The 17,564-nt window shown below is 58.8% G+C and carries 17 protein-coding genes and 2 pseudogenes; 12 read left to right on the top strand and 7 right to left on the bottom strand.

Annotation, left to right across the window (positions count from 1 at the left end; genetic code table 11):
* Positions 1–13: 13 nt before the first annotated feature.
* On the bottom strand, positions 14–1,240 hold the full coding sequence (locus CK505_RS13760) for a Mur ligase family protein (RefSeq protein WP_095651432.1): 1,227 nt from the start codon (positions 1,238–1,240) through the stop codon (positions 14–16).
* A 291-nt stretch (positions 1,241–1,531) separates the two neighbouring features.
* Here CK505_RS13760 and CK505_RS13755 point away from each other — a divergent pair, with 291 nt between their 5' ends.
* From CK505_RS13755 to CK505_RS19085, 10 genes and pseudogenes are all read left to right on the top strand, one after another.
* Positions 1,532–1,993 carry a hypothetical protein gene (locus CK505_RS13755; RefSeq protein WP_095651431.1) on the top strand — a complete coding sequence of 154 codons (462 nt, stop codon included), beginning with the start codon at positions 1,532–1,534 and terminating at the stop codon, positions 1,991–1,993.
* A 302-nt stretch (positions 1,994–2,295) separates the two neighbouring features.
* Entirely contained in the window at positions 2,296–3,831 is a 1,536-nt protein-coding gene (locus CK505_RS13750; RefSeq protein WP_176475359.1) for a sugar transferase, read from the top strand.
* 334 nt (positions 3,832–4,165) lie between these two features.
* Entirely contained in the window at positions 4,166–5,023 is an 858-nt protein-coding gene (locus CK505_RS13745; protein ID WP_095651430.1) for a glycosyltransferase family 2 protein, read from the top strand.
* A gap of 15 nt (positions 5,024–5,038) precedes the next feature.
* Positions 5,039–6,352, top strand: a complete 1,314-nt coding sequence (locus tag CK505_RS18220; RefSeq protein WP_141246827.1) for an O-antigen ligase — start codon at positions 5,039–5,041, stop codon at positions 6,350–6,352.
* Positions 6,333–7,001 carry a DapH/DapD/GlmU-related protein gene (locus CK505_RS19030; protein WP_095651429.1) on the top strand — a complete coding sequence of 223 codons (669 nt, stop codon included), beginning with the start codon at positions 6,333–6,335 and terminating at the stop codon, positions 6,999–7,001. The genes CK505_RS18220 and CK505_RS19030 overlap by 20 nt, the downstream gene beginning before the upstream one ends.
* 1 nt (position 7,002) lies before the next feature.
* Positions 7,003–8,187: a glycosyltransferase family 4 protein gene (locus CK505_RS18215; RefSeq protein ID WP_176475357.1), complete on the top strand. Its 1,185-nt coding sequence runs from the start codon at positions 7,003–7,005 to the stop codon at positions 8,185–8,187.
* Between the two features lie 505 nt (positions 8,188–8,692).
* Positions 8,693–9,613 (top strand): annotated as a pseudogene (locus tag CK505_RS13730) (transposase).
* 24 nt (positions 9,614–9,637) lie between these two features.
* Entirely contained in the window at positions 9,638–9,970 is a 333-nt protein-coding gene (locus CK505_RS13725; RefSeq protein WP_095651428.1) for a hypothetical protein, read from the top strand.
* 66 nt (positions 9,971–10,036) lie between these two features.
* Positions 10,037–11,047, top strand: coding sequence for an IS481 family transposase (locus tag CK505_RS13720; RefSeq protein WP_095651427.1), 1,011 nt, complete (start codon positions 10,037–10,039; stop codon positions 11,045–11,047).
* A pseudogene (locus CK505_RS19085) lies at positions 11,047–11,340 on the top strand (transposase); the annotation flags it as partial. The gene CK505_RS13720 and the pseudogene CK505_RS19085, both read left to right, overlap by 1 nt.
* A gap of 44 nt (positions 11,341–11,384) precedes the next feature.
* Here the strand turns inward: CK505_RS19085 and CK505_RS18930 are convergent.
* Positions 11,385–11,552, bottom strand: a complete 168-nt coding sequence (locus CK505_RS18930; RefSeq protein ID WP_255250964.1) for a hypothetical protein — start codon at positions 11,550–11,552, stop codon at positions 11,385–11,387.
* Between CK505_RS18930 and CK505_RS18210 the strand changes: the two genes are divergently transcribed.
* Positions 11,541–11,759: a helix-turn-helix transcriptional regulator gene (locus CK505_RS18210; RefSeq protein ID WP_141246825.1), complete on the top strand. Its 219-nt coding sequence runs from the start codon at positions 11,541–11,543 to the stop codon at positions 11,757–11,759. The genes CK505_RS18930 and CK505_RS18210 overlap by 12 nt on opposite strands.
* Positions 11,760–12,129: 370 nt before the next feature.
* Here CK505_RS18210 and CK505_RS13710 read toward each other — a convergent pair whose 3' ends face one another.
* From CK505_RS13710 to CK505_RS13690, 5 genes are all read right to left on the bottom strand, one after another.
* Positions 12,130–12,939 (bottom strand): SGNH/GDSL hydrolase family protein, encoded by an 810-nt coding sequence (locus tag CK505_RS13710; protein ID WP_176475355.1) that lies wholly within the window; start codon positions 12,937–12,939, stop codon positions 12,130–12,132.
* Positions 12,940–13,040: 101 nt separating this feature from the next.
* Positions 13,041–13,271, bottom strand: coding sequence for a hypothetical protein (locus CK505_RS19080; RefSeq protein ID WP_369680091.1), 231 nt, complete (start codon positions 13,269–13,271; stop codon positions 13,041–13,043).
* A 681-nt stretch (positions 13,272–13,952) separates the two neighbouring features.
* Positions 13,953–15,080: a glycosyltransferase family 4 protein gene (locus CK505_RS13700; RefSeq protein WP_095651423.1), complete on the bottom strand. Its 1,128-nt coding sequence runs from the start codon at positions 15,078–15,080 to the stop codon at positions 13,953–13,955.
* A complete protein-coding gene (locus tag CK505_RS19025) occupies positions 15,080–15,319 on the bottom strand; it encodes a hypothetical protein (protein WP_303621205.1) in 240 nt (79 codons plus the stop codon). Before CK505_RS19025 ends, CK505_RS13700 begins: the two co-directional genes overlap by 1 nt.
* Positions 15,320–15,624: 305 nt before the next feature.
* Positions 15,625–16,203, bottom strand: a complete 579-nt coding sequence (locus CK505_RS13690; RefSeq protein ID WP_176475354.1) for a WecB/TagA/CpsF family glycosyltransferase — start codon at positions 16,201–16,203, stop codon at positions 15,625–15,627.
* A 387-nt stretch (positions 16,204–16,590) separates the two neighbouring features.
* Between CK505_RS13690 and CK505_RS13685 the strand changes: the two genes are divergently transcribed.
* Positions 16,591–17,541 carry a polysaccharide pyruvyl transferase family protein gene (locus tag CK505_RS13685; protein ID WP_176475353.1) on the top strand — a complete coding sequence of 317 codons (951 nt, stop codon included), beginning with the start codon at positions 16,591–16,593 and terminating at the stop codon, positions 17,539–17,541.
* Positions 17,542–17,564 lie beyond the last annotated feature (23 nt).

Below are 17,564 nucleotides of genomic sequence, written 5' to 3'. Positions count from 1 at the left end.
CGACTCCGGCGGGTTACCGCTTCGTGGGGTCGCGGTCCCCGCCGGAGCTCGCGGTGACCACGAGCCGCCCGCGCGTGCGCGCCCGCAGTGCGGCCGCGGAGGACGCGAGCGCGTCCGGGGTGTGGGCGAAGTCGACGACGACCGTCGGCCACCCCGGGCCGAGGTCCACGTGTTCCATCCGGCCGGGAACGCTCACCGGCCCGTCGAGAGCGGCAGTCACCTCGGAGGGCGAGACTCCGAGCTCGAGCAGCATCAGTGCGGCCACCGCGGTGTCGGTCCGGTTGTGCTCGCCGGGCAGCGGCGTCCGTAGCGCGAGACTGCCGGCCGGGCCCTGGAGGAGGAACGCGTCCTCGCCCCGCTCCCCCGCGATGTGCCACTGCGCGTCCACCCCGGGATCGTTGGCCAGGCTCACCACGGGCACCCCGCGGCAGCCGGCCAGGTCGCGGAGACGGCGGCCGGCGTCGTCGTCGACGACCACCACCGCGCGGGACGTGAACTCGGGGCTGAAGAGACGTGCTTTGGCGGCGAAGTAGGACGCCATGTCCCCGTGGTAGTCGAGGTGCTCGTGGGTGAGGTTGGTGAAGGCGACCACGCTGTAGTGGATGCCGTCCACCCGGTGCTGGTCCAGGGCGTGGCTGCTGACCTCCATGACGCAGGCGTCGTTGCCCGCGTCCCGCATCTGCGCCAGCAGCTCCTGCAGCAGCGGGGCGGCGGGAGTGGTGACCGTGCTGGGCCGGCGCCGGTCGCACACCACGGTCTCCGGGGAGCTCAGCAGCCCGGGTCGGCGGCCCAGGCGGGTCAGGGCCGTCTCGAGGAGATAGGCGGTGGTGGTCTTCCCATTGGTGCCGGTGATCCCCAGCATCGTCAGGCCCGCGGCCGGGTGGCCCTGCAACCGGGCCGCCACCGGGCCCAGCAGGGCGCGCGGATCGTCGACGACGACCACCGGCACCTTCCGCGACCGCCCCAGAAGCTGCATCCCCCGGCGGTCGGTGAGCACCGCGACCGCACCGGCCTCGATCGCCGCCGCGGCGTGCCGGACGCCGTGCCCGCGGCCGCCCTGCCGCGCCACGAAGAGGTCGCCCGGGCCTGCCTCGCGGTGGTCCTCCACCACCCGGCGCACCACCGGGTCGTCGAGCACGTCACCTGTGGCGATCGTCCCCCCGATGTCCTGCACCAGGTCGGCAAGGAGCAGTGCTACGGACGACGACGGCCCGCCCCGCGCCCGCTCAGGAGAATTCACCGTTCCAGCGTATCCGCGCCCGGGAAGTCATCAGTACACGTATGAATTCACGCAGTCCTACTCCGGCCGGCAGGGCGGTGCGTGTGGCCCTTGACACACTCCGGAAACACCGCCTGGACAATGGTCTACACCGAATCACTCTCCGCATAGGAACAAGGGGCTGGCAATAGACTTTTGTCCGGTCCGATGGGGACCATGTGGGGACAAGAAACGGCCCCCACTAGGGCCGTTGCCCCGATACGCTCGGAGGACCCGAAGATCCGTACCCCTCGACGGACAAGAGAGAATCCGATGCGCACCTCCCCCCTTGCCACTGACGTCCAGCACTACCTCGAGTCCTGCTCCCCCGCTGGACTCACCCTCCTGGAGCTCGACATCGTCGAGGACGTCGCCGAGCTCACCCTGGCCTTCACCCCCGAGGCCCTCGACCGCGTGCTGCGCACCCAGCTGCGCGCCGCCGGCACCCCGAGCGACTGGGACTGCCCGAAGGCATCCATGGAGGTCGGCACCCCCACCTGGGCCTACGCCCTGGAACTGGCCGACCTCTTCAACGACCACTACTTCGGCCACGTGGTCCTCGAGCGGCACGAGGCCGCCCTGGGCGAGATCCTCGCCGCCCACGGCCACGAGGGCACGCCCGTGGTGATCCGCCCGGCCTACGCCCCCAGCTGCCTGGCCCTGAACCTCCGCCGCCTCAAGGCCGAACACCTTCGCACCGCCGGCCACACCGCACTGGAGGCCCGTGCCGCCTGAGCGGTCGGCACCACAACGCCATCGTCCCCCGAGTGGGGGACAGAAATTGGCACCGTCACTGTCGGGTCGACTTCCCCGCCCGACGACGTGATCCCCGTCACCACTAGGCACGACATCGTCCCGCGAGTTCTCGGCACAGGCGAGTGCAGACGCAAACATCCTTCGTCATAGAGCCGGTTTCATCGATTTGCGCCACTAAACTGGCGACAAGTGCAATGCAGCGCGCGGTCCACCGTCTCCCCCACGGGCTGGGAGGAGACACCCCAGGTGGCCGCGTGCTTTTTCGGGGAGGGAGCACCACCATGCTCAAGGTCAACGAGATCAGCCGAGCGGACGACCACCGGCGTCCGCAGCTCAACAGCACCCGCACCGCCGCACGAGACGCCGCATCCCGCTCCGGCTGGCGGTCCGCCTACCTCACCCGCATGCGCTGGGCCGACGGCCTGGCCCTGCTCGTCACCCTCATGGGCGCCCACCTGCTCCGCTTCCAGCTGGAGAACGCCGGTCTCGACCTTGGCCCCCTGTCAGTTCCCTACTGGATCGTGGGCATCGCCCTGGCCCTGACCTGGTGGATGCACCTGGGCGCCCGCGGCGCCCGCGACGTCCGCCTCATCGGCCACGGACTCGAGGAGACCCGGCAGGTGGTGCACTCGAGCCTCATCCTGTTCGGCGCCATCGCGATCATCTCCTTCGGCTTCGACCTCCCCACGGCCCGCAGCTATGTCCTGCTGGCCCTCCCCCTCGGCCTGGGCTTCCTGATCCTCGGCCGCTTTCTCGTGCGAGATCGGCTGGTCAAGGCCCGGTACAAGGGTGAGGCGCTGTCCAGGACCATGGTGGTGGGCCGGCTGGCCGGCACGTGCGACCTCATCAAGTCCCTGCGCCAGCACCCGACCTCCGGGCTCGAGGCGGCCGCCATCTACGTCCCCGAGACCCGCAAGCCGGTCCCCGCGGAGCTGCAGCGCATGAGCCTTCCGCCCAACGCGCTGGCCCCGGGTGCGCGCCCCACCGTGGAGGGCATCGTCGACGCCTGCCACGAGCGCGACATCGAGACCGTCGTCCTGTCATCCAACGTCCCCCTGGGCACCACGGAGATCCGCCACCTCAGCTGGCAGCTCGCCGACGCCCACATCCGCCTGGTCATGGACACCGGCCTCACCGACATCGCCGGCCCCCGCATCCACATGCAGCAGGTGGCTGGTCTTCCCCTCATCCACGTGGCCACCCCCAAGCTGAGCCGCAGCCGCGCGATGACCAAGCGCCTCATGGACATCCTCGGCTCCGGGGCCGCCCTGCTCGCCCTATCCCCCGTTCTGCTCGCCCTGACGTTGATCGTCAAGGCGCACGACAAGGGCCCCGCCTTCTTCGCCCAGGAGCGCATCGGCCAGGACGGCTCCCGCTTCAGAATGCTGAAGTTCCGGAGCATGCGCACCGACGCCGAGCAAGTCCTGCAGCGCCTCAAGGAGCAGAACGAGGGCGCCGGCCTGCTGTTCAAGATGAAGGACGACCCCCGCGTCACAGCCCCCGGCAAGTGGATGCGCCGCTACAGCCTGGACGAGCTCCCCCAGTTCCTCAACGTTCTCAAGGGCGAGATGTCCCTGGTCGGCCCCCGCCCCCCGCTCCCCGCAGAGGTGGAGCAGTACGAGGACTATGTTCACCGCCGGCTGCGCGTGAAGCCCGGCATCACCGGCCTGTGGCAGGTCTCAGGCCGTTCAAATCTCGACTGGGAGCAGTCGGTGCGCCTGGACCTCTACTACGTGGAGAACTGGTCGCCAGTGCAGGACTTGCTAATCCTAGTCCGCACTCTCAAGGCAGTGATGGCCAAGGAAGGCGCCTACTGATACTGAAAACGACACGTACTCGAGTTCGGAGAGACAGCGACACATTGGGTATTCTTATTTTGCCCGAAGCCTGGCGGCACAACTTCAGCGTCTCGGCTATGCGTGCATCCAGATGGTATATAGAAAACCTGTTGCGTGGAGAAGAACGACCATTACATTATTGAGGTTTGCTTACACATGCACCGGATACCATAATTAATTATGTGCAAATGATGCAATACCGGGAACAGAATCGAGACACATTGACTCCACTGAAAAGATGCTTCGTCTGACCCAAGGGGCTCATTACATAATAAACCTGTACACGAACAATTAACAAGAAAAGATAACGCTTATGGTGAATATTGGCATACTAATTGCATCTTACAACCGGAAAGATGCAACGCTTGAGTGCCTTTCGATACTGAAACAATGCGAATTAGTCGCCGCGGTAAACTCCACCACAGTGCTCTTCGATGACGGCTCCACCGACGGCACTTCTGTAGCTATCGAAAAATACTTCCCAGATGTTCATATTGTGCACGGAAACGGCGATGCATTTTGGGCGCACTCTATGGCGCAGGCCGAAAAATATTTAATGTCAATTTCCGACGACATCGATTATATATTATGGCTGAATGACGATGTGAAACTCGATCCAAACTCCATCGAAAGGTTGATTACCTGCTCGGAAAGGAATCGAAACTCGATTATCGTGGGGGCGGTCCGCGAACCAGGAACTCACCGTGCTTCGTACGGCGGCTTTCGGCAGCATCCTACTAAGCCATTAAAGTTCCTATCCGTAAATCCTGGGCCCCATGACCTAGTTGTTGACACGTTCAACGGTAACGTTGTTCTAGTTCCAATATCTGCCGCGAGAACTATAGGTGGAATAGACGGTAGTTATGCGCATGCTCTGGCAGACATCGACTACGGCATGCGAGGACGCGCACTCGGCATCTCTAGCATCTTAGCACCTCTGACTTTTGGTGATTGCCCTCGAAATCCTACACCGCCCTGGCGCGGCATTCGGTCAGAGTTTCGAGCCTTTACAAACAAAAAAGGCGGCGGTCACCCTAGCTCTTTGATGCGAATTCTCCGCAAAATTCGCCCCACCACATGGCCCGCTCACTTCGCTAGTATCTATATGTCTTGGGTCTACAAAGCATCAAAACGGCAAATCAAATTATACATAGCCCAATATCAAAAGTGAAGTGAATCAACCGACGTGGATCCCTTTATTGCAGCTATTGCACTCGCATGCTTCTTCTGCGCCAGTCTCGCAATTATTCTATATCCTCAAGTGGGATTATTACTTTTGGCCACAACTGTTGCAATTGATTGGCATTTTCCTGCCTCTCCTAATTTCTTCTCGCTAGCTGGCATCCAGATTAAGCTTTCGGATGTTGTCGTGGTCTTGCTTACTCCCGGCCTCGCGTGGGGACTGTTTTCCAAGAAAGGGCGGTTACGTTTCACCGCTAGCGTGGGTGGAGTTTTAGCCCTCATGGGCGTTCTTCTTATGTCTTTAGTGAGTGGTATAAGGTTTTACGGTTTGGGCACTGCAGTAAACGAGGCTAGATCTTGGATCTACATTATAATCGTGGCTTTATGGTGTGGGTACGCCCAAAGAGGCCGCAAATGGCGAACAAGTGTCGAAAATTTTGTTGTGTGGACTGGCGTCGCCGTTTCATTTATTTGGGGTTTGAACACACTGCAGTATGGTTTCGGCGGCGCTTCCGGGTACGTGGGGGCCAGAGAGTTGTTCGGTCAGCAAATCGAAGTAGGCCGCGCCACTTCATCAGGTCAAACGATATTTCTTGCAGCCTCAGCCGTGATCGCTCTCCATAAATTTAGAGATTCCCAATCGCTTAGGCATTTAGCTTTGTCGGGAATATTTATATCGATAGTCCTACTGGCCCAGCACCGTTCGGTATGGATTGCGGCTGGCATCATGTTATTTGTGTACACCGTTAGAACCTATAGACATAAAATCGGAGTAATACTTTTTGCAGCGATTGGTGCCACGCTTGCATATACACTTCTGCGTGCAGGCTTTGCGGAAACCGTCGGCGAGAACTTAACCGGCTCCGCAACAGATACGCGAACCTTTGAGGGCCGTGTATACGATTGGGTCTATTCGTTGCGCGAACTTGCTGCGAACGGATTCTATAGAATCTTCTTCGGATGGGATTTTGGCCGAGGCTACGAGCGAATCCGCGAAGATGGCTTACTCATCGAATATATACCTCACAGTTGGTACGTTGGCACTCTTCTGCGAAGTGGAGTTGTGGGCCTACTCGGCGGATTAATATGGGTTGCGAGCATTCTGCGAAATGAATACTTTAATCGACAAGCCGCCATTGCTTTGCCCATATTGGTGGGCCTTCTGGCCTACTCCGTAAGTTATAATTTGCAGTGGTATTTGGCGCCGCTTCTAGTGTTGACCTCAATATACAATCTGGACAGCGATTCGAAAGCCAACGCAGTTTCCGCGCGTCAGCGTGCAGAAGGGGATTTTCAACATGACCGAGCTCATGCATAGAATTCGCACGGCGCGAACTAGGAATATAGACACTTTAGGCCAGAACACGTTCGTGGTCGCCAAACACATAGTCCGGAACATTCGCAGCGCAAGTGCGAGCCACCAGATCAGCAGGACCGGCGCCCATGTCGGCTCTGGTGTGCTGACATACGGGCGGCCTATTATCACTATGTCCCCCAATTCGCATATCGAGTTGGGGAACGGAGTCGTACTATGTAGTGACTCAAAGCGTACAGCACTTGGCGTGTCTAGACCCGTCATACTGCGAACTCTCACGCCATCGGCTTTGATATCAATTGGTGACGAAGTTGGTCTGAGCGGAACGGTCGTGTGTTCTGCGTATTCAGTACATATCGGAGATCGCTGTTTAATAGGTGCTGACGTTATTATATGTGACACTGACTTTCACCCTGTCGATTGTGTGCCTCGTCGCCATGAACCCATACCCGAACCAATTTCAGATGACGCCATTCATATCGGCAATGACGTTTTCATTGGCGCTAGAAGCACAATCTTGAAAGGGACAACTATCGGCGACGGTGCCGTTGTGGGCGCTGGCAGCCTTGTATCCGGGGATGTTCCGGCCTGGACCGTGTACGCCGGCATTCCGGCACGGCTCATTCGTTATGTGGATGCAAAGGGGATCTAACATGAAGATAGCTGTACTGGGTCCATGTGATCTTTTGCCTTTCATGGGAATATTGGAGGATCGAGAAAGCATACCGCCCACCTATTCGTTCCCCTATATTGCGCAACTGGTGCATGCCTACCTCGAACGAGGACACGAAGTCGAAATAGTTACTTCGTCTGAGCATATTGACACACCAAAACGTTGGCAAAGTAATATCGGACTCAACGTTTCTGTAGTCCCCAAACGGTCACGGGCGAGGGACCGAGCATTTGATTTATTTGAACGTGAATCCTCCTGGATTAGCGAAGCCACACGTGACGCGCAACCCGACGTGATCCATGCTCACTGGTTGTATGAATTCGCCTCAGGAGGTCTTGACGTCCAGTCTGATGCTCTTATAACGGCGCATGACGCCCCTATATCGGTGATTAGACATTACGGTCGCCACCCGTATTGGTGGTTTCGGGAATATGCTGGCGTCCGTAATTTGCGTCGAGTAATTAATCTGACAGCGGTAGCTCCAACTTTGTCGCTCGAGCTTCAGCCCTTTGTTCGTCGGAATACGTCCATCGACGTTATCCCTAATGGACTCAATCTTGGCGCGGGCGGCCATGATTCGCCACGATACAAAGTCAACAATTGCAGTCGCCCTTCATTTGCAGTTGTGGCTAATGGTTTCGATCGCCGCAAGAATTCGGGTGCCGCCCTTCACGCTTTCCGCAAAGTGCGGGAGAAATTACCTTCCAGTGTTTTGCATATGTTCGGTCAAGGGCACGAGCCTGGCGGCAAGGCATTCGCTTGGGCAGCGAAGCGTGGCCTGATTGAGAACGTACAATTTCACGGAGTTCACTCTCATGCGAGCCTTCAAAGCTTTATTAATTCTGAAGTCGATATAATGGTCCATCCGAGTCGGTGGGAGGCTTGCAGTTTAGCTATTCTGGAATCGCGATCTCTGGGCGTCCCCGTTATCGGTGCAAAGCATGCCGGGGGTGTCGGATTCACCCTCGACGCTGGACTTAGCGGTGACCTTGTTGCCCAACGCCCTGGGGCATATGCCAATGCCATGCTGAATCTTGTTACCGATTCGGGCGCTTACATGCGTAAGGCGAAGCAGGCGAGGGAAGGCCTTACACCCACTTTTGATATGGCAATTGTTACGCAACTATACATTGATCGACTACAGAAGATTTTAGAAGTTAGATAAATTGCGCATAGACGGGCGATACTCGTCGCCCACTATTATGCGCGTTATTCTGTCGGACGTACTTATTCGACTGTAGGTCAGAATGACTGAGTCACCCAGTACCTTTTTTTGCTGTTTAGTGGAGCCTCGGTGGTTCCGCTTCGGCGTTCGCCGAGGCGGTGTGGTGACGGTAGTAGGTGTCCTCAAACTCGGCCGGAAGTGCAAGTCCGATCTCCGTGCAGGCGACGGTGATGGAACCACTCGACGTACTTGGCGTTCGCGATCCCTAGGTCGTCGGTCGACTTCCAGTGACTCTGTTGCGGAGTGACTCGGCCTTAAGCATCGAGCTGAGCGCCGCAGCGGCGGAGTTGATGCTCCTATAGTCCTTAACTCATGATCTGCACGGGCTCCGGTGAGGTAACTAAACCGCGCGGATTACATAACGTATCAGCCACCGGATAATTTCACGCTTAGTGTCTCGTGAGAGGCCTGTTGGAGGCTTTTATTCCACGGAAGGGTGAGAGTCATGGGAGCTCCGAGAAAGTACCCGGACGAGTTGCATGAGCGCACGACCCGGATGGCGGTGGAGGCCCGTCCGAACCCGGCCACGAAGACCGGGGCGCTGGCGCGGATCGGGCAGCAACTGGGGATCCATCCCGAGACGCTGCGGAACTGGGTCAGACAGGCCGAGGTCAATGAGGGATACCGGCCGGGGACGACCACTGATGATGCCCAGCGGCTGACCGAGCTGGAGAGAGAAGTCCGGGAACTGCGCAGGGCTAACGCCATCCTGCGATCGGCCTCGGCCTTCTTCGCGGGGTGAGCTCGTTCTACCCTCACCGCAGGTAGGGATCTACATCGACGCCCACAAGGGCGGGTACGGGATCGAGCCGATCTGCCGGGTACTCCGGGACGCCGGCGTGTAGATCGCCCCGAGCACCTACTACGCCGCCAAGACCCGGTCGCCCTCTGCGCGATCGGTCAGCGACGCGGCCACGACCGCGGTCTTCGCCAAGGTGCACGTGGAGAACTACGGGGTGTACGGGGTCACCAAGGTGCACGCCGAGCTGCACTGCAACGGCCCGCGGGTGGCCCGGTGCACGGTGCACCGGCTCATGAGGGCGGCGGGGGCGTCGCGGTGCGCTACACCCAGCGGTTGGCCGAGGCCGGCGCGGTGGCCTCGGCCGAATCCACCGGCGATTCCTATGACAACGCCCTCGCCGAGGCGTTCAACTCGCTGTTTAAGGCCGAACTGACCCGCAATAAGGGTCTCTGGAAGTCGATCAACGACCTGGGGATCGCTTATGCCAAGTACGTCGACTGGTTCAATCACCGCCACCTGCACGGAGAGATCGGGCTCGTACCCCCGGCAGAGCACGAGGATGCCTACTATCCTCAGCACACCGTTGCGGTGACCGCCGAAGCGGTACTACCGAGCCTCCACTGAAGCCGTCACGGGACAGCTGCGGGAATGACCGTGATCGAGGTCATGCGCACCAACGGTCAGCACCGGCGCCTCAAGGGCAAGTCCGATCCGCTGGATGCCGAGCAGGCCGCCCTGACCGTGGCCGCCGGCCGGGCCCCGGTGGCGCCGAAGCAGCGCACTGGGCGCGCTGAATCCTTGCGGATCCTGCTAACTGAGCGCACCGATGCGACCATGGCCCGCACCGCTGTGCTCAACCAGGTCCACGCCCTGCTCATCACCGCCCCCGGTGCCGTGCGCGCCCACTACCGCCGCTACCACGGGAGCCAGCTAGTTGTTGTGGGGCATGAGGTTCTTGCCGCTGGTGTGCCGATGAGATGAGGAACGGGCTCCTCGCCACAGGATGGAAGTTCCTACACCGTCCGTCCACAGCAAGAGAGCCCGTTCATGCCCCACATTAATGCACCCCTGACCCCGACCGGCCGGCTGCGCATGGTCCTGCGCCACCTCGACGACGGGATCCCGAAGGCCCACGTGGCCGCCGAGTTCCGCGTCAGCCGGCCCACGGTGGTGACCTGGGTGGCCCGCTACCTCGAGTCCGGCGAAGCCGGGTTGGCTGACCGCCCCTCGACTCCCCGGCGCAGCCCTCAGCGCACCTCGGCGGCGGTCGTGGAGTTGATCGAGGCCTTGCGCCGGGAACGGAAGTGGTCGGCCAGGCGCATCCACCGCCACCTGTTGGTTCTCGGGCATGAGCTGCACCTGCGTACCGTGGGCCGGTGGCTGACCCGCTTGGGGATCTCCCGCCTGCGCGACCTCACCCCGGCCGGGGACGACCTGAGACGCCCACCTCGGCGGATCCGTGCTGCCTGGCCCGGGCACATGGTGCACCTGGATGTGAAGAAGGTCGGCAAGATCCCCGACGGCGGCGGCTGGCGTGCCCATGGCCGCGGCACGGCAGCCGCGAAGGCGGCCAAGCGCGGGCCCGGGGCGAAAGTCGGCTACACCTACCTGCACTCGGCCGTGGACGGCTTCTCAAGGCTGGCCTATACCGAGGCCCTCGCCGACGAGAAGGCGGTGACGACGATCGGGTTCTTCTGCCGAGCCCGGGCGTTCTTCGCCGCCCATGGGATCGAAAGGATCCACCGAGTCGTCACGGACAACGGGGCCAACTACAAGGCCCGCGACTTCACCCGGTGCGTGGAAGCCCTCGCCGGCCGGCACCAGCGCATCCGTCCCTACACGCCCCGGCACAACGGGAAGGTCGAGCGGTTCAACCGGCTGCTGGCCGACGAGGTGCTCTACGTCCGCCCCTACGCCAGTGAGCAGGCCCGTCGGGACGCCATCGGGATCTGGGTGAACCACTTCAACTACCATCGGCCCCATACCGCCTGCGGCGATCAGCCCACGGCCTCACGCCTCCCGGCCCGAGTCAATAACGTCATGCCCTCTTACAGCTAGTGGCCGTCCTAGCCCGCACCCGACCCGGCGCAGGCCACGACCCCGAACAGAGCGCCCGCGCGTCCTTGAAACGCTTGGCGCTCCGCCACCGGAATTTGGCCGAGGAGATCACCGTGGTGGACCACCAGCTCGAGCAGATCGTGGCTGGGCTCAATCCCGCTCTGCCGGCCACTTACGGGGTCGGGCCCGTGGTCGCGGCAACTCTGCTGGCCACCGTCGCGGACAACCCGGACCGGATCCGCACCCCAGCGGCCTTCGCCGCCCTGTGCGGGGTCGCCCCCGTGCCGGCCTCCCCCAGGCGAACCCACCGGCACCGGCTTTCTCGGGGCGGAGACCGTCAGGCCAACCATGCCTGCACCGGATCGTGCTGCGGCGCATGCGCACCGGCGAGCCGCGCACCATGGCGTACTTCCTCCACCGCCGGGCCGAAGGACTGGCTGACCGAGACATCATCCGGTGCCTGAAACGCCACGTCGCCAACTAGGTCTTCGCCGTGCTCATCCATCCGCCCACCGAGCCGCTGCCGGGGCCACTGCTGCGCCGACAACGTCAAGCCCTGGGCATCCGCCTCACCGAAGCCGCCCGCACCTTGGAGGTGCCCCACCAGCAACTACGGCGCCTGGAGCCGGGCACCCGCACCGATCCCAACCTCGTCCACCGCCGCCAGCACTGGCTCGACGAGATGGACCAACAACGCCTCGCAACCGTATGACGCCAGTAGGAGCATCCGTTTCTGCGACCGGCCCGGCCCACTCGGGAGAAATCGGGGTTTGGGTTGGTCGCTCCCGTTTCCATCGCACCAATGCATCCCCCATGAGTTTGGCCCGAAGCCACAAGCGTCCGTGCCCTTGTTAATAACGCCATGCCGTCTAACGTGTCGGCGGCCGAAGGTTCTACATAGATGGTTAACGAAAACCACAATTACTTTACCACAAATAGTAATAAAAGATTGTTCTGCCTATACTCGGGTTGATGCATCGAAACCTTTATAAAAACTCAATATCTCAAATCCGAGGCTCAATCCCTGTCACGAGCCTCGCACAGCAAGTTAGAACCTCAAGACTTTGAAGTAGCGATCGCGATTAGAACTGCATGACATCCAAAACAGTATCTGCCCAAAGGCGCTGCCCCGCCTCGGTGGGATGGGTTCCGTCCTCATGTACTAGTCTTTCAAGATTATCAGCTTTGTCGAAAGCAGCAAAAACATCGAGAACTGTGACGTCTTCACGATCAGTCCAATCTTCCCGCAAATGGCGAATGACGTTGGCATGCTTATTTTCTTGTCCCCCAGTTCTGGGATTCTGCAGTGTGATAGCGAGTGCCGGCGGATCTTCTGATGCATTGCGCACGCGACCAGCCAGTGTCGCAATCTGACTGGATGCCTCGGCGCTAGTCGCGTGGTTGTGCCCATGATTTATGACCACTAAGTTGGGCGACCCTGGTGATAACGTACTGCGATGCTCCAAGGTGTACGCGGCGCTTTCACCGGAGGCAGATCCGTTCCATACGATAATAGGCTCTCCGTCACCTTCCATTCGATTAGAGCCCTCGTAGGAATGGGACTCGGACGACCAATTATGTATGACGGCTGGCCGACCGGTGGCTGCTGCTAGCTCCTCTGTGACGAGGTATACCCATTCGTCAGGCTCGTTACCCGTGGAGTCACCCAGAACCGTCATGGACCAAGGACGAGAGTTATCCTTGACATCCTGCATTGCGTCACTGAACGAAGCGAAGGATGTAGCCTGCCCAATCGGCTTCAGGACAGTTGCCGGGGCATAACTTGAAGCGGCGTCGGCATTGCGTTTTTGTGCCTGTGTTCCGAGTACTGTAGCCGCGCAAACGCCCAGCACAAGGAGCGCCGCTGCAACTGTGATCGCGGCATTGACCACCTTTGTTTTCTTGGAAGTGGGCTTCGACCTTCGCGCTGTATCGGATCGGGGGGTACGTCGCATGCGTCAAAGCTTACCGGGAGCAGACCATGAAGCCTTCGTCATGACACGTTCGTCAGCCACGCGCGACTGAAGTTGGGCGCCGCATTAGCGACAATATTGTCAGGCTTCCTCTTCGCGCTCGGGGACTTATGCATCGCGGGGTTGTCCATTATCAGATGCAACTGCCCTTCCGGGCAGTCCCGTGCCACTTGCTTCAGGAGAGCCGGGAACTCCTGGCGTCGGTGCCTCGGCTTGTAGACGGCGGCGACTTGACCGGTAGCGACCTCCAGCGCCGCGAACAGGGTGAGGTTCCGTGCCGGATGTAACCGAAGGTACGCGCCGCCGCCTCTACCGGTTGCAGCAGCTGGCTCAGTGCCGCGAGCTCGAGGGCTTGCGTCTGAAACTTCTCATCCACGCACAGCACGAGCACGTTCTATGGTGAGGCGTGATAGAGACTGCTGACGTCAAACACCTAGGCCACCTGCTCAGGCTCGGTGGAGAACTTGTAGGAGCCCTCCCGCCAGGGGACGACCCCGTCCTACCGCCAGGCCTCGGCCGCGGTGGTGTGGTCGATGCCCTCGCGCCGCAAACAACGGCAGAGACCCGTGCGTGACCCCCAGCTTCTTCGTCGAGGGCTCTTGCGTGGCGGCCACGACAGCCCCCGACCTTCTCGGTGATTTCGGTGTTCGACACCCCGTCAGTGGCCCGGAGCACGAACATTGCCCACGGCGCCAGACCTGCACGCAGCGAGGCCGAGCGGACCAACCTCTGCAGCCTCTGCAGGTCGTCACGGCGCAACAGCAGTCGGGACCCACTATGGTTTGCTACAGCCCTTGGTTCCACCCGGCCGGCTTCCATTTAGTTCAACTACGGCGTACCAGGTCGGCGTGCACTCAACCGATGAAGCACTATCCGCGCTTCTCGCAAAACGTAAAACCGAACCAAATCGCGCCGGATCGCTCGCCAAATCGTTAATCGAGGGTGGACCCTAAAGACATCAAGACGCCCTCCAGAAAATTTTCAGCCATTTGTTCCACGTTATAATTCCTCGAAGCTGCTTGGCAACCCTTGCTAAGTGTTTCCAAGGTTTCGGAGTCTTGAAACACCTGAATTATGGCGGAGGCGTACTCGTCAACCAAGTCAGCCGTGATAATAGCATTAACGCCGTTTTCAAGATATTCATATTCGGGAGCGTGGTATTCCCAATTGGTTGTGACAATTGGCGTGCCAGCCGCAAAACTATCCACAGCTACTAGTCCAACTCGCCCGGGCATGCACAACACATCAGCCGAGCGAAAAGCAATCGCCTTGTCGAGACCTTGCGCTGGACCAACATATTTTAGCCAGGGTACTTGATTTTCCAAGTCTTCGACGAGGTCCCGTTGGTTACCGTCTCCAGACACAATAAGGCGAAACGTCGGAATCGATTTGGCAACAATACTTCCAGCCTCGAATAAAAAATCGAGTCGCTTGGAAGAATCGAGACCACCTATAAAAATTGCCGCCGGCCCCCCGATATCATATTTCTGTTTAAATTCATTAAGTTGTCCACTTGTAACAGATTGGATGGCGGACTCAAGCGAACGCGTGTCAATAGAATTCTGGACGACAGTGACTTTTTCCTTTGGGAATCCAGATTCCTGCACCGCGCAGGCACCACCTTGTGTGTATGCAAAATACCACTGGGACCACTTAAGTAATTGCTTTTTCCAGTGCTCAAGTAGTAGATTAGTAGGCTGAGTATACGTTCGACCATGACCCCAGAAGGATACTTTTCGCCTGTGCATAGCCATGATGCGGTAAGTTTCCAGGCTCCTTACAGCATGCTCCAGAATATAAGCGTCAAACGGCGCTAACTCACGAAATGGGGCTAAACTTTTCCATACAAGCGACTTCCGTCCCAGGCTAATAAATTTAGTTGGCAACTCCGTCGCCCAGTCCACCTTTACAGCATCCCCCCGGGCTCTCCACTCGGGCGGGGCCTCCCCGTGAAAGACATGAATGTCGACGCCTTGATCTTTTGCCTTATGAATCAACAACTCGAAAAATTCCAGCCTGTATTGAGGCAACCAAGGATGAATTATGGCAACCCTCTTCATTAGAGACCTCCATGCAGTGGTCTAGTTATTCCTCGAGCTTCCAATGCAACCCAGTGCTTCTCCCATGCGTCCTCGCTAAAGCGGGGTCCGATAACTCGTGCAGGTTGACCTATAGCTATGCAATTCTCTGGAATGTCATGTGTGACCACAGCTCCGGCTCCAATTATGCTGCTCGAACCAATAGAAATTCCCGACAAAACAATAGCTCCATACCCAATCCATACATCAGAGCCAATCATGACCGGCAAGCTCAAATCCGAATTGACACCGACCCAAGAAGCTCTCCTTATTGGGATTCCTACTTCGCTAATATCGTGGTCTCGACGCCCGACGATTCCCACGTTATTCGCTATGAGAACTTGATCGCCGATAACACCGTCAACTTCGATCGTTACGTGCTTTCCAACATAAACGTCATTGCCTAATGTCAAACCTGCGGGAGCCCAAATGGTGCTTCCAGGCCCCACATGAAAACGCTCACCCACCCGTACGTTTTGGCGTACTGCCAGTGCTTTTAGCGCCCAATTTTTGAAAATCACGCCGGCTATCCCCGTCGAAAGGTAAGTATAATGAACTTGATATTGCCTAGCAGATACCTTCTCCATAAGCGTCGAGGCTCTGATAAAAGTCGGAAAAGCCACTCGAAGCCGGCTTTTTGCATCCAAACGGGAGCTTCCTTCGTATTTCCAGCCAGGAAGTCAAATGCCGCACCGACGGCAACCGTAGTGATCATGGTTTCCTCGGTCAGTCTTTGCGCTTCCAGATCTTGTTTTGGCGTTCCCAGACCCACCCAGACAAGATTTGCGTCCGACGCATTAATGGCCTCGTTTCGACGATTCCACTCGAACCGATCCGCCGCCGAATAGGGAGGGCTATCCAGGCCGACGATGTTTATCTGTGGATTAAGCCTTTTTACGGCCCTTTCAAGTTCGGACAAAACTTCAGGCGTAGCACCTAGGAAAAAATGACGGATTTCCGGAGTTGAGCGAAAAATTACTTCCTGAAAAAGTCCTGGGCCACGCACTTGGGAGAAATTTCGATCCCGACGCATAAAGCGTCCTATCCAATACAGAGGCTTCCCGTCCGGGTAATTCGTGGCCGCGCCTCGCAAGGAAGCTGCCACGTTAGGATCCTCAGCAGCACAGACTGTGGAGTACGCATTGACCAAGTGGAAGTGGCGCGCAGGACCAGCAAGAGCGCTGTGAATCACGTCACGAGCAGCTGTAGTTGGGGTGGCGCTTCTTACCAGCAGTCCACCGATGTTGTGACTTTGGGGTGAGCAGGATTCCTCGCGGGTCATGAGGTGGTGTGGTCCCATCTTGGATGTGGTGTCGCCCTCGACTCAGGGACGTACTGTCGGGGCGACCGTAGCAGGCTGACTGCCATGCGACTACGCGATAGCGGCGTGTCGCCAGGTCGGCGGTGCTGCGGATGCATCAGACTCGCAGTGCCCCCCTTCTCCGCGGTGGAACTGCAAGGCCAACCGCGACTTCCGCATGAGGAGTTTCAAGTGGAAAATATTGCACTCTTGGATACGTCGTTCAGGTCAGAAAATGACGGCGATAGAATTATCGTAGAGGCCATTCATGACCAGTTTCCTGCAATTGGCGGAGCCCCGAGCATTCCGACGCACGTGCCCATGCGCTGGCATTCTCGCCGGCTGGCTCACCGATCCAAGTTATTGGCGGTTACTGGCACAAATATTTTATCAAGGGATATTTTCAGTATGCGTCAATGGCCCCTTCGGCCGAGGGATATATCCGCAATGGAGGGCAAGGTAGTATTCTGCGGCGTCGGGTGGTGGCAATATCAAGACGACATTCTTGAACATACCGCAGATGCGTTAAAGTCAATGTTGCTGCCGGATGTGCCAATCTCCGCCAGGGATCAATACACAGCGGATAAGTTAACCGGCGTGGGAATACACTCCGTAAACACTGGCTGTCCTACCATGTGGGGCCTTCCTTTGACATTGCCCGGCGTGGGACACAGGGACGAAGTTGTTTTCACCCTGACCAATTATAATCCAGCGGTGAAACAGGATTCGCTTCTCGTTGATTGGCTTCTAACTCGTTACCAACGAGTCCACGTGTGGCCACAAAGTGCAAAGGACGAGCGTCTTCTTCGTAGATCTAAGAAACGCGACAGAGTAAACATTCTGGATCGAGGTTTATCGGCGTTGGAATCTGCCCTTGCGGGTAGCGATTATGTCGGCACGCGACTTCACGCCGGCATCCGTGCTGCTCAACTAGGGAGCCCGATGGTCATTCTTGCTGTGGACAATCGAGCTATCGAGATCGCAAGAGACACTGGGCTTCCGGTATTAAGACGAGATGATCCTCTCGAAGTTCTCGACTCCGGGATGGTAAAACTGAGTCAGCCACAATCGATGAAACTGCCGCACCGTGAGATTGAGGAATGGAAATCGAAGTTTACCGGGGCATTGAGTGCCCATCTGTAGCCGATGCTTGCTCATTGGCTGTA

The sequence above is a fragment of the Kocuria sp. WN036 genome (assembly GCF_002287015.1).
Lineage (GTDB): Bacteria > Actinomycetota > Actinomycetes > Actinomycetales > Micrococcaceae > Kocuria > Kocuria rosea.
Note: the sequence above shows the minus strand (reverse complement) of the source record. Positions and strands in the feature narration are given on the sequence as shown.

Bases quoted from the DNA above. Each gene is read 5' to 3' on its own strand.
- CK505_RS13755 (WP_095651431.1), top strand. From the start codon at position 1,532: ATGCGCACCTCCCCCCTTGCCACTGACGTCCAGCACTACCTCGAGTCC.
- CK505_RS13750 (WP_176475359.1), top strand. From the start codon at position 2,296: ATGCTCAAGGTCAACGAGATCAGCCGAGCGGACGACCACCGGCGTCCG.
- CK505_RS13745 (WP_095651430.1), top strand. From the start codon at position 4,166: ATGGTGAATATTGGCATACTAATTGCATCTTACAACCGGAAAGATGCA.
- CK505_RS19030 (WP_095651429.1), top strand. From the start codon at position 6,333: ATGACCGAGCTCATGCATAGAATTCGCACGGCGCGAACTAGGAATATA.
- CK505_RS18215 (WP_176475357.1), top strand. From the start codon at position 7,003: ATGAAGATAGCTGTACTGGGTCCATGTGATCTTTTGCCTTTCATGGGA.
- CK505_RS13725 (WP_095651428.1), top strand. From the start codon at position 9,638: ATGACCGTGATCGAGGTCATGCGCACCAACGGTCAGCACCGGCGCCTC.
- CK505_RS13720 (WP_095651427.1), top strand. From the start codon at position 10,037: ATGCCCCACATTAATGCACCCCTGACCCCGACCGGCCGGCTGCGCATG.
- CK505_RS18930 (WP_255250964.1), bottom strand. From the start codon at position 11,552: ATGGATGAGCACGGCGAAGACCTAGTTGGCGACGTGGCGTTTCAGGCA.
- CK505_RS13700 (WP_095651423.1), bottom strand. From the start codon at position 15,080: ATGAAGAGGGTTGCCATAATTCATCCTTGGTTGCCTCAATACAGGCTG.
- CK505_RS19025 (WP_303621205.1), bottom strand. From the start codon at position 15,319: ATGATTGGCTCTGATGTATGGATTGGGTATGGAGCTATTGTTTTGTCG.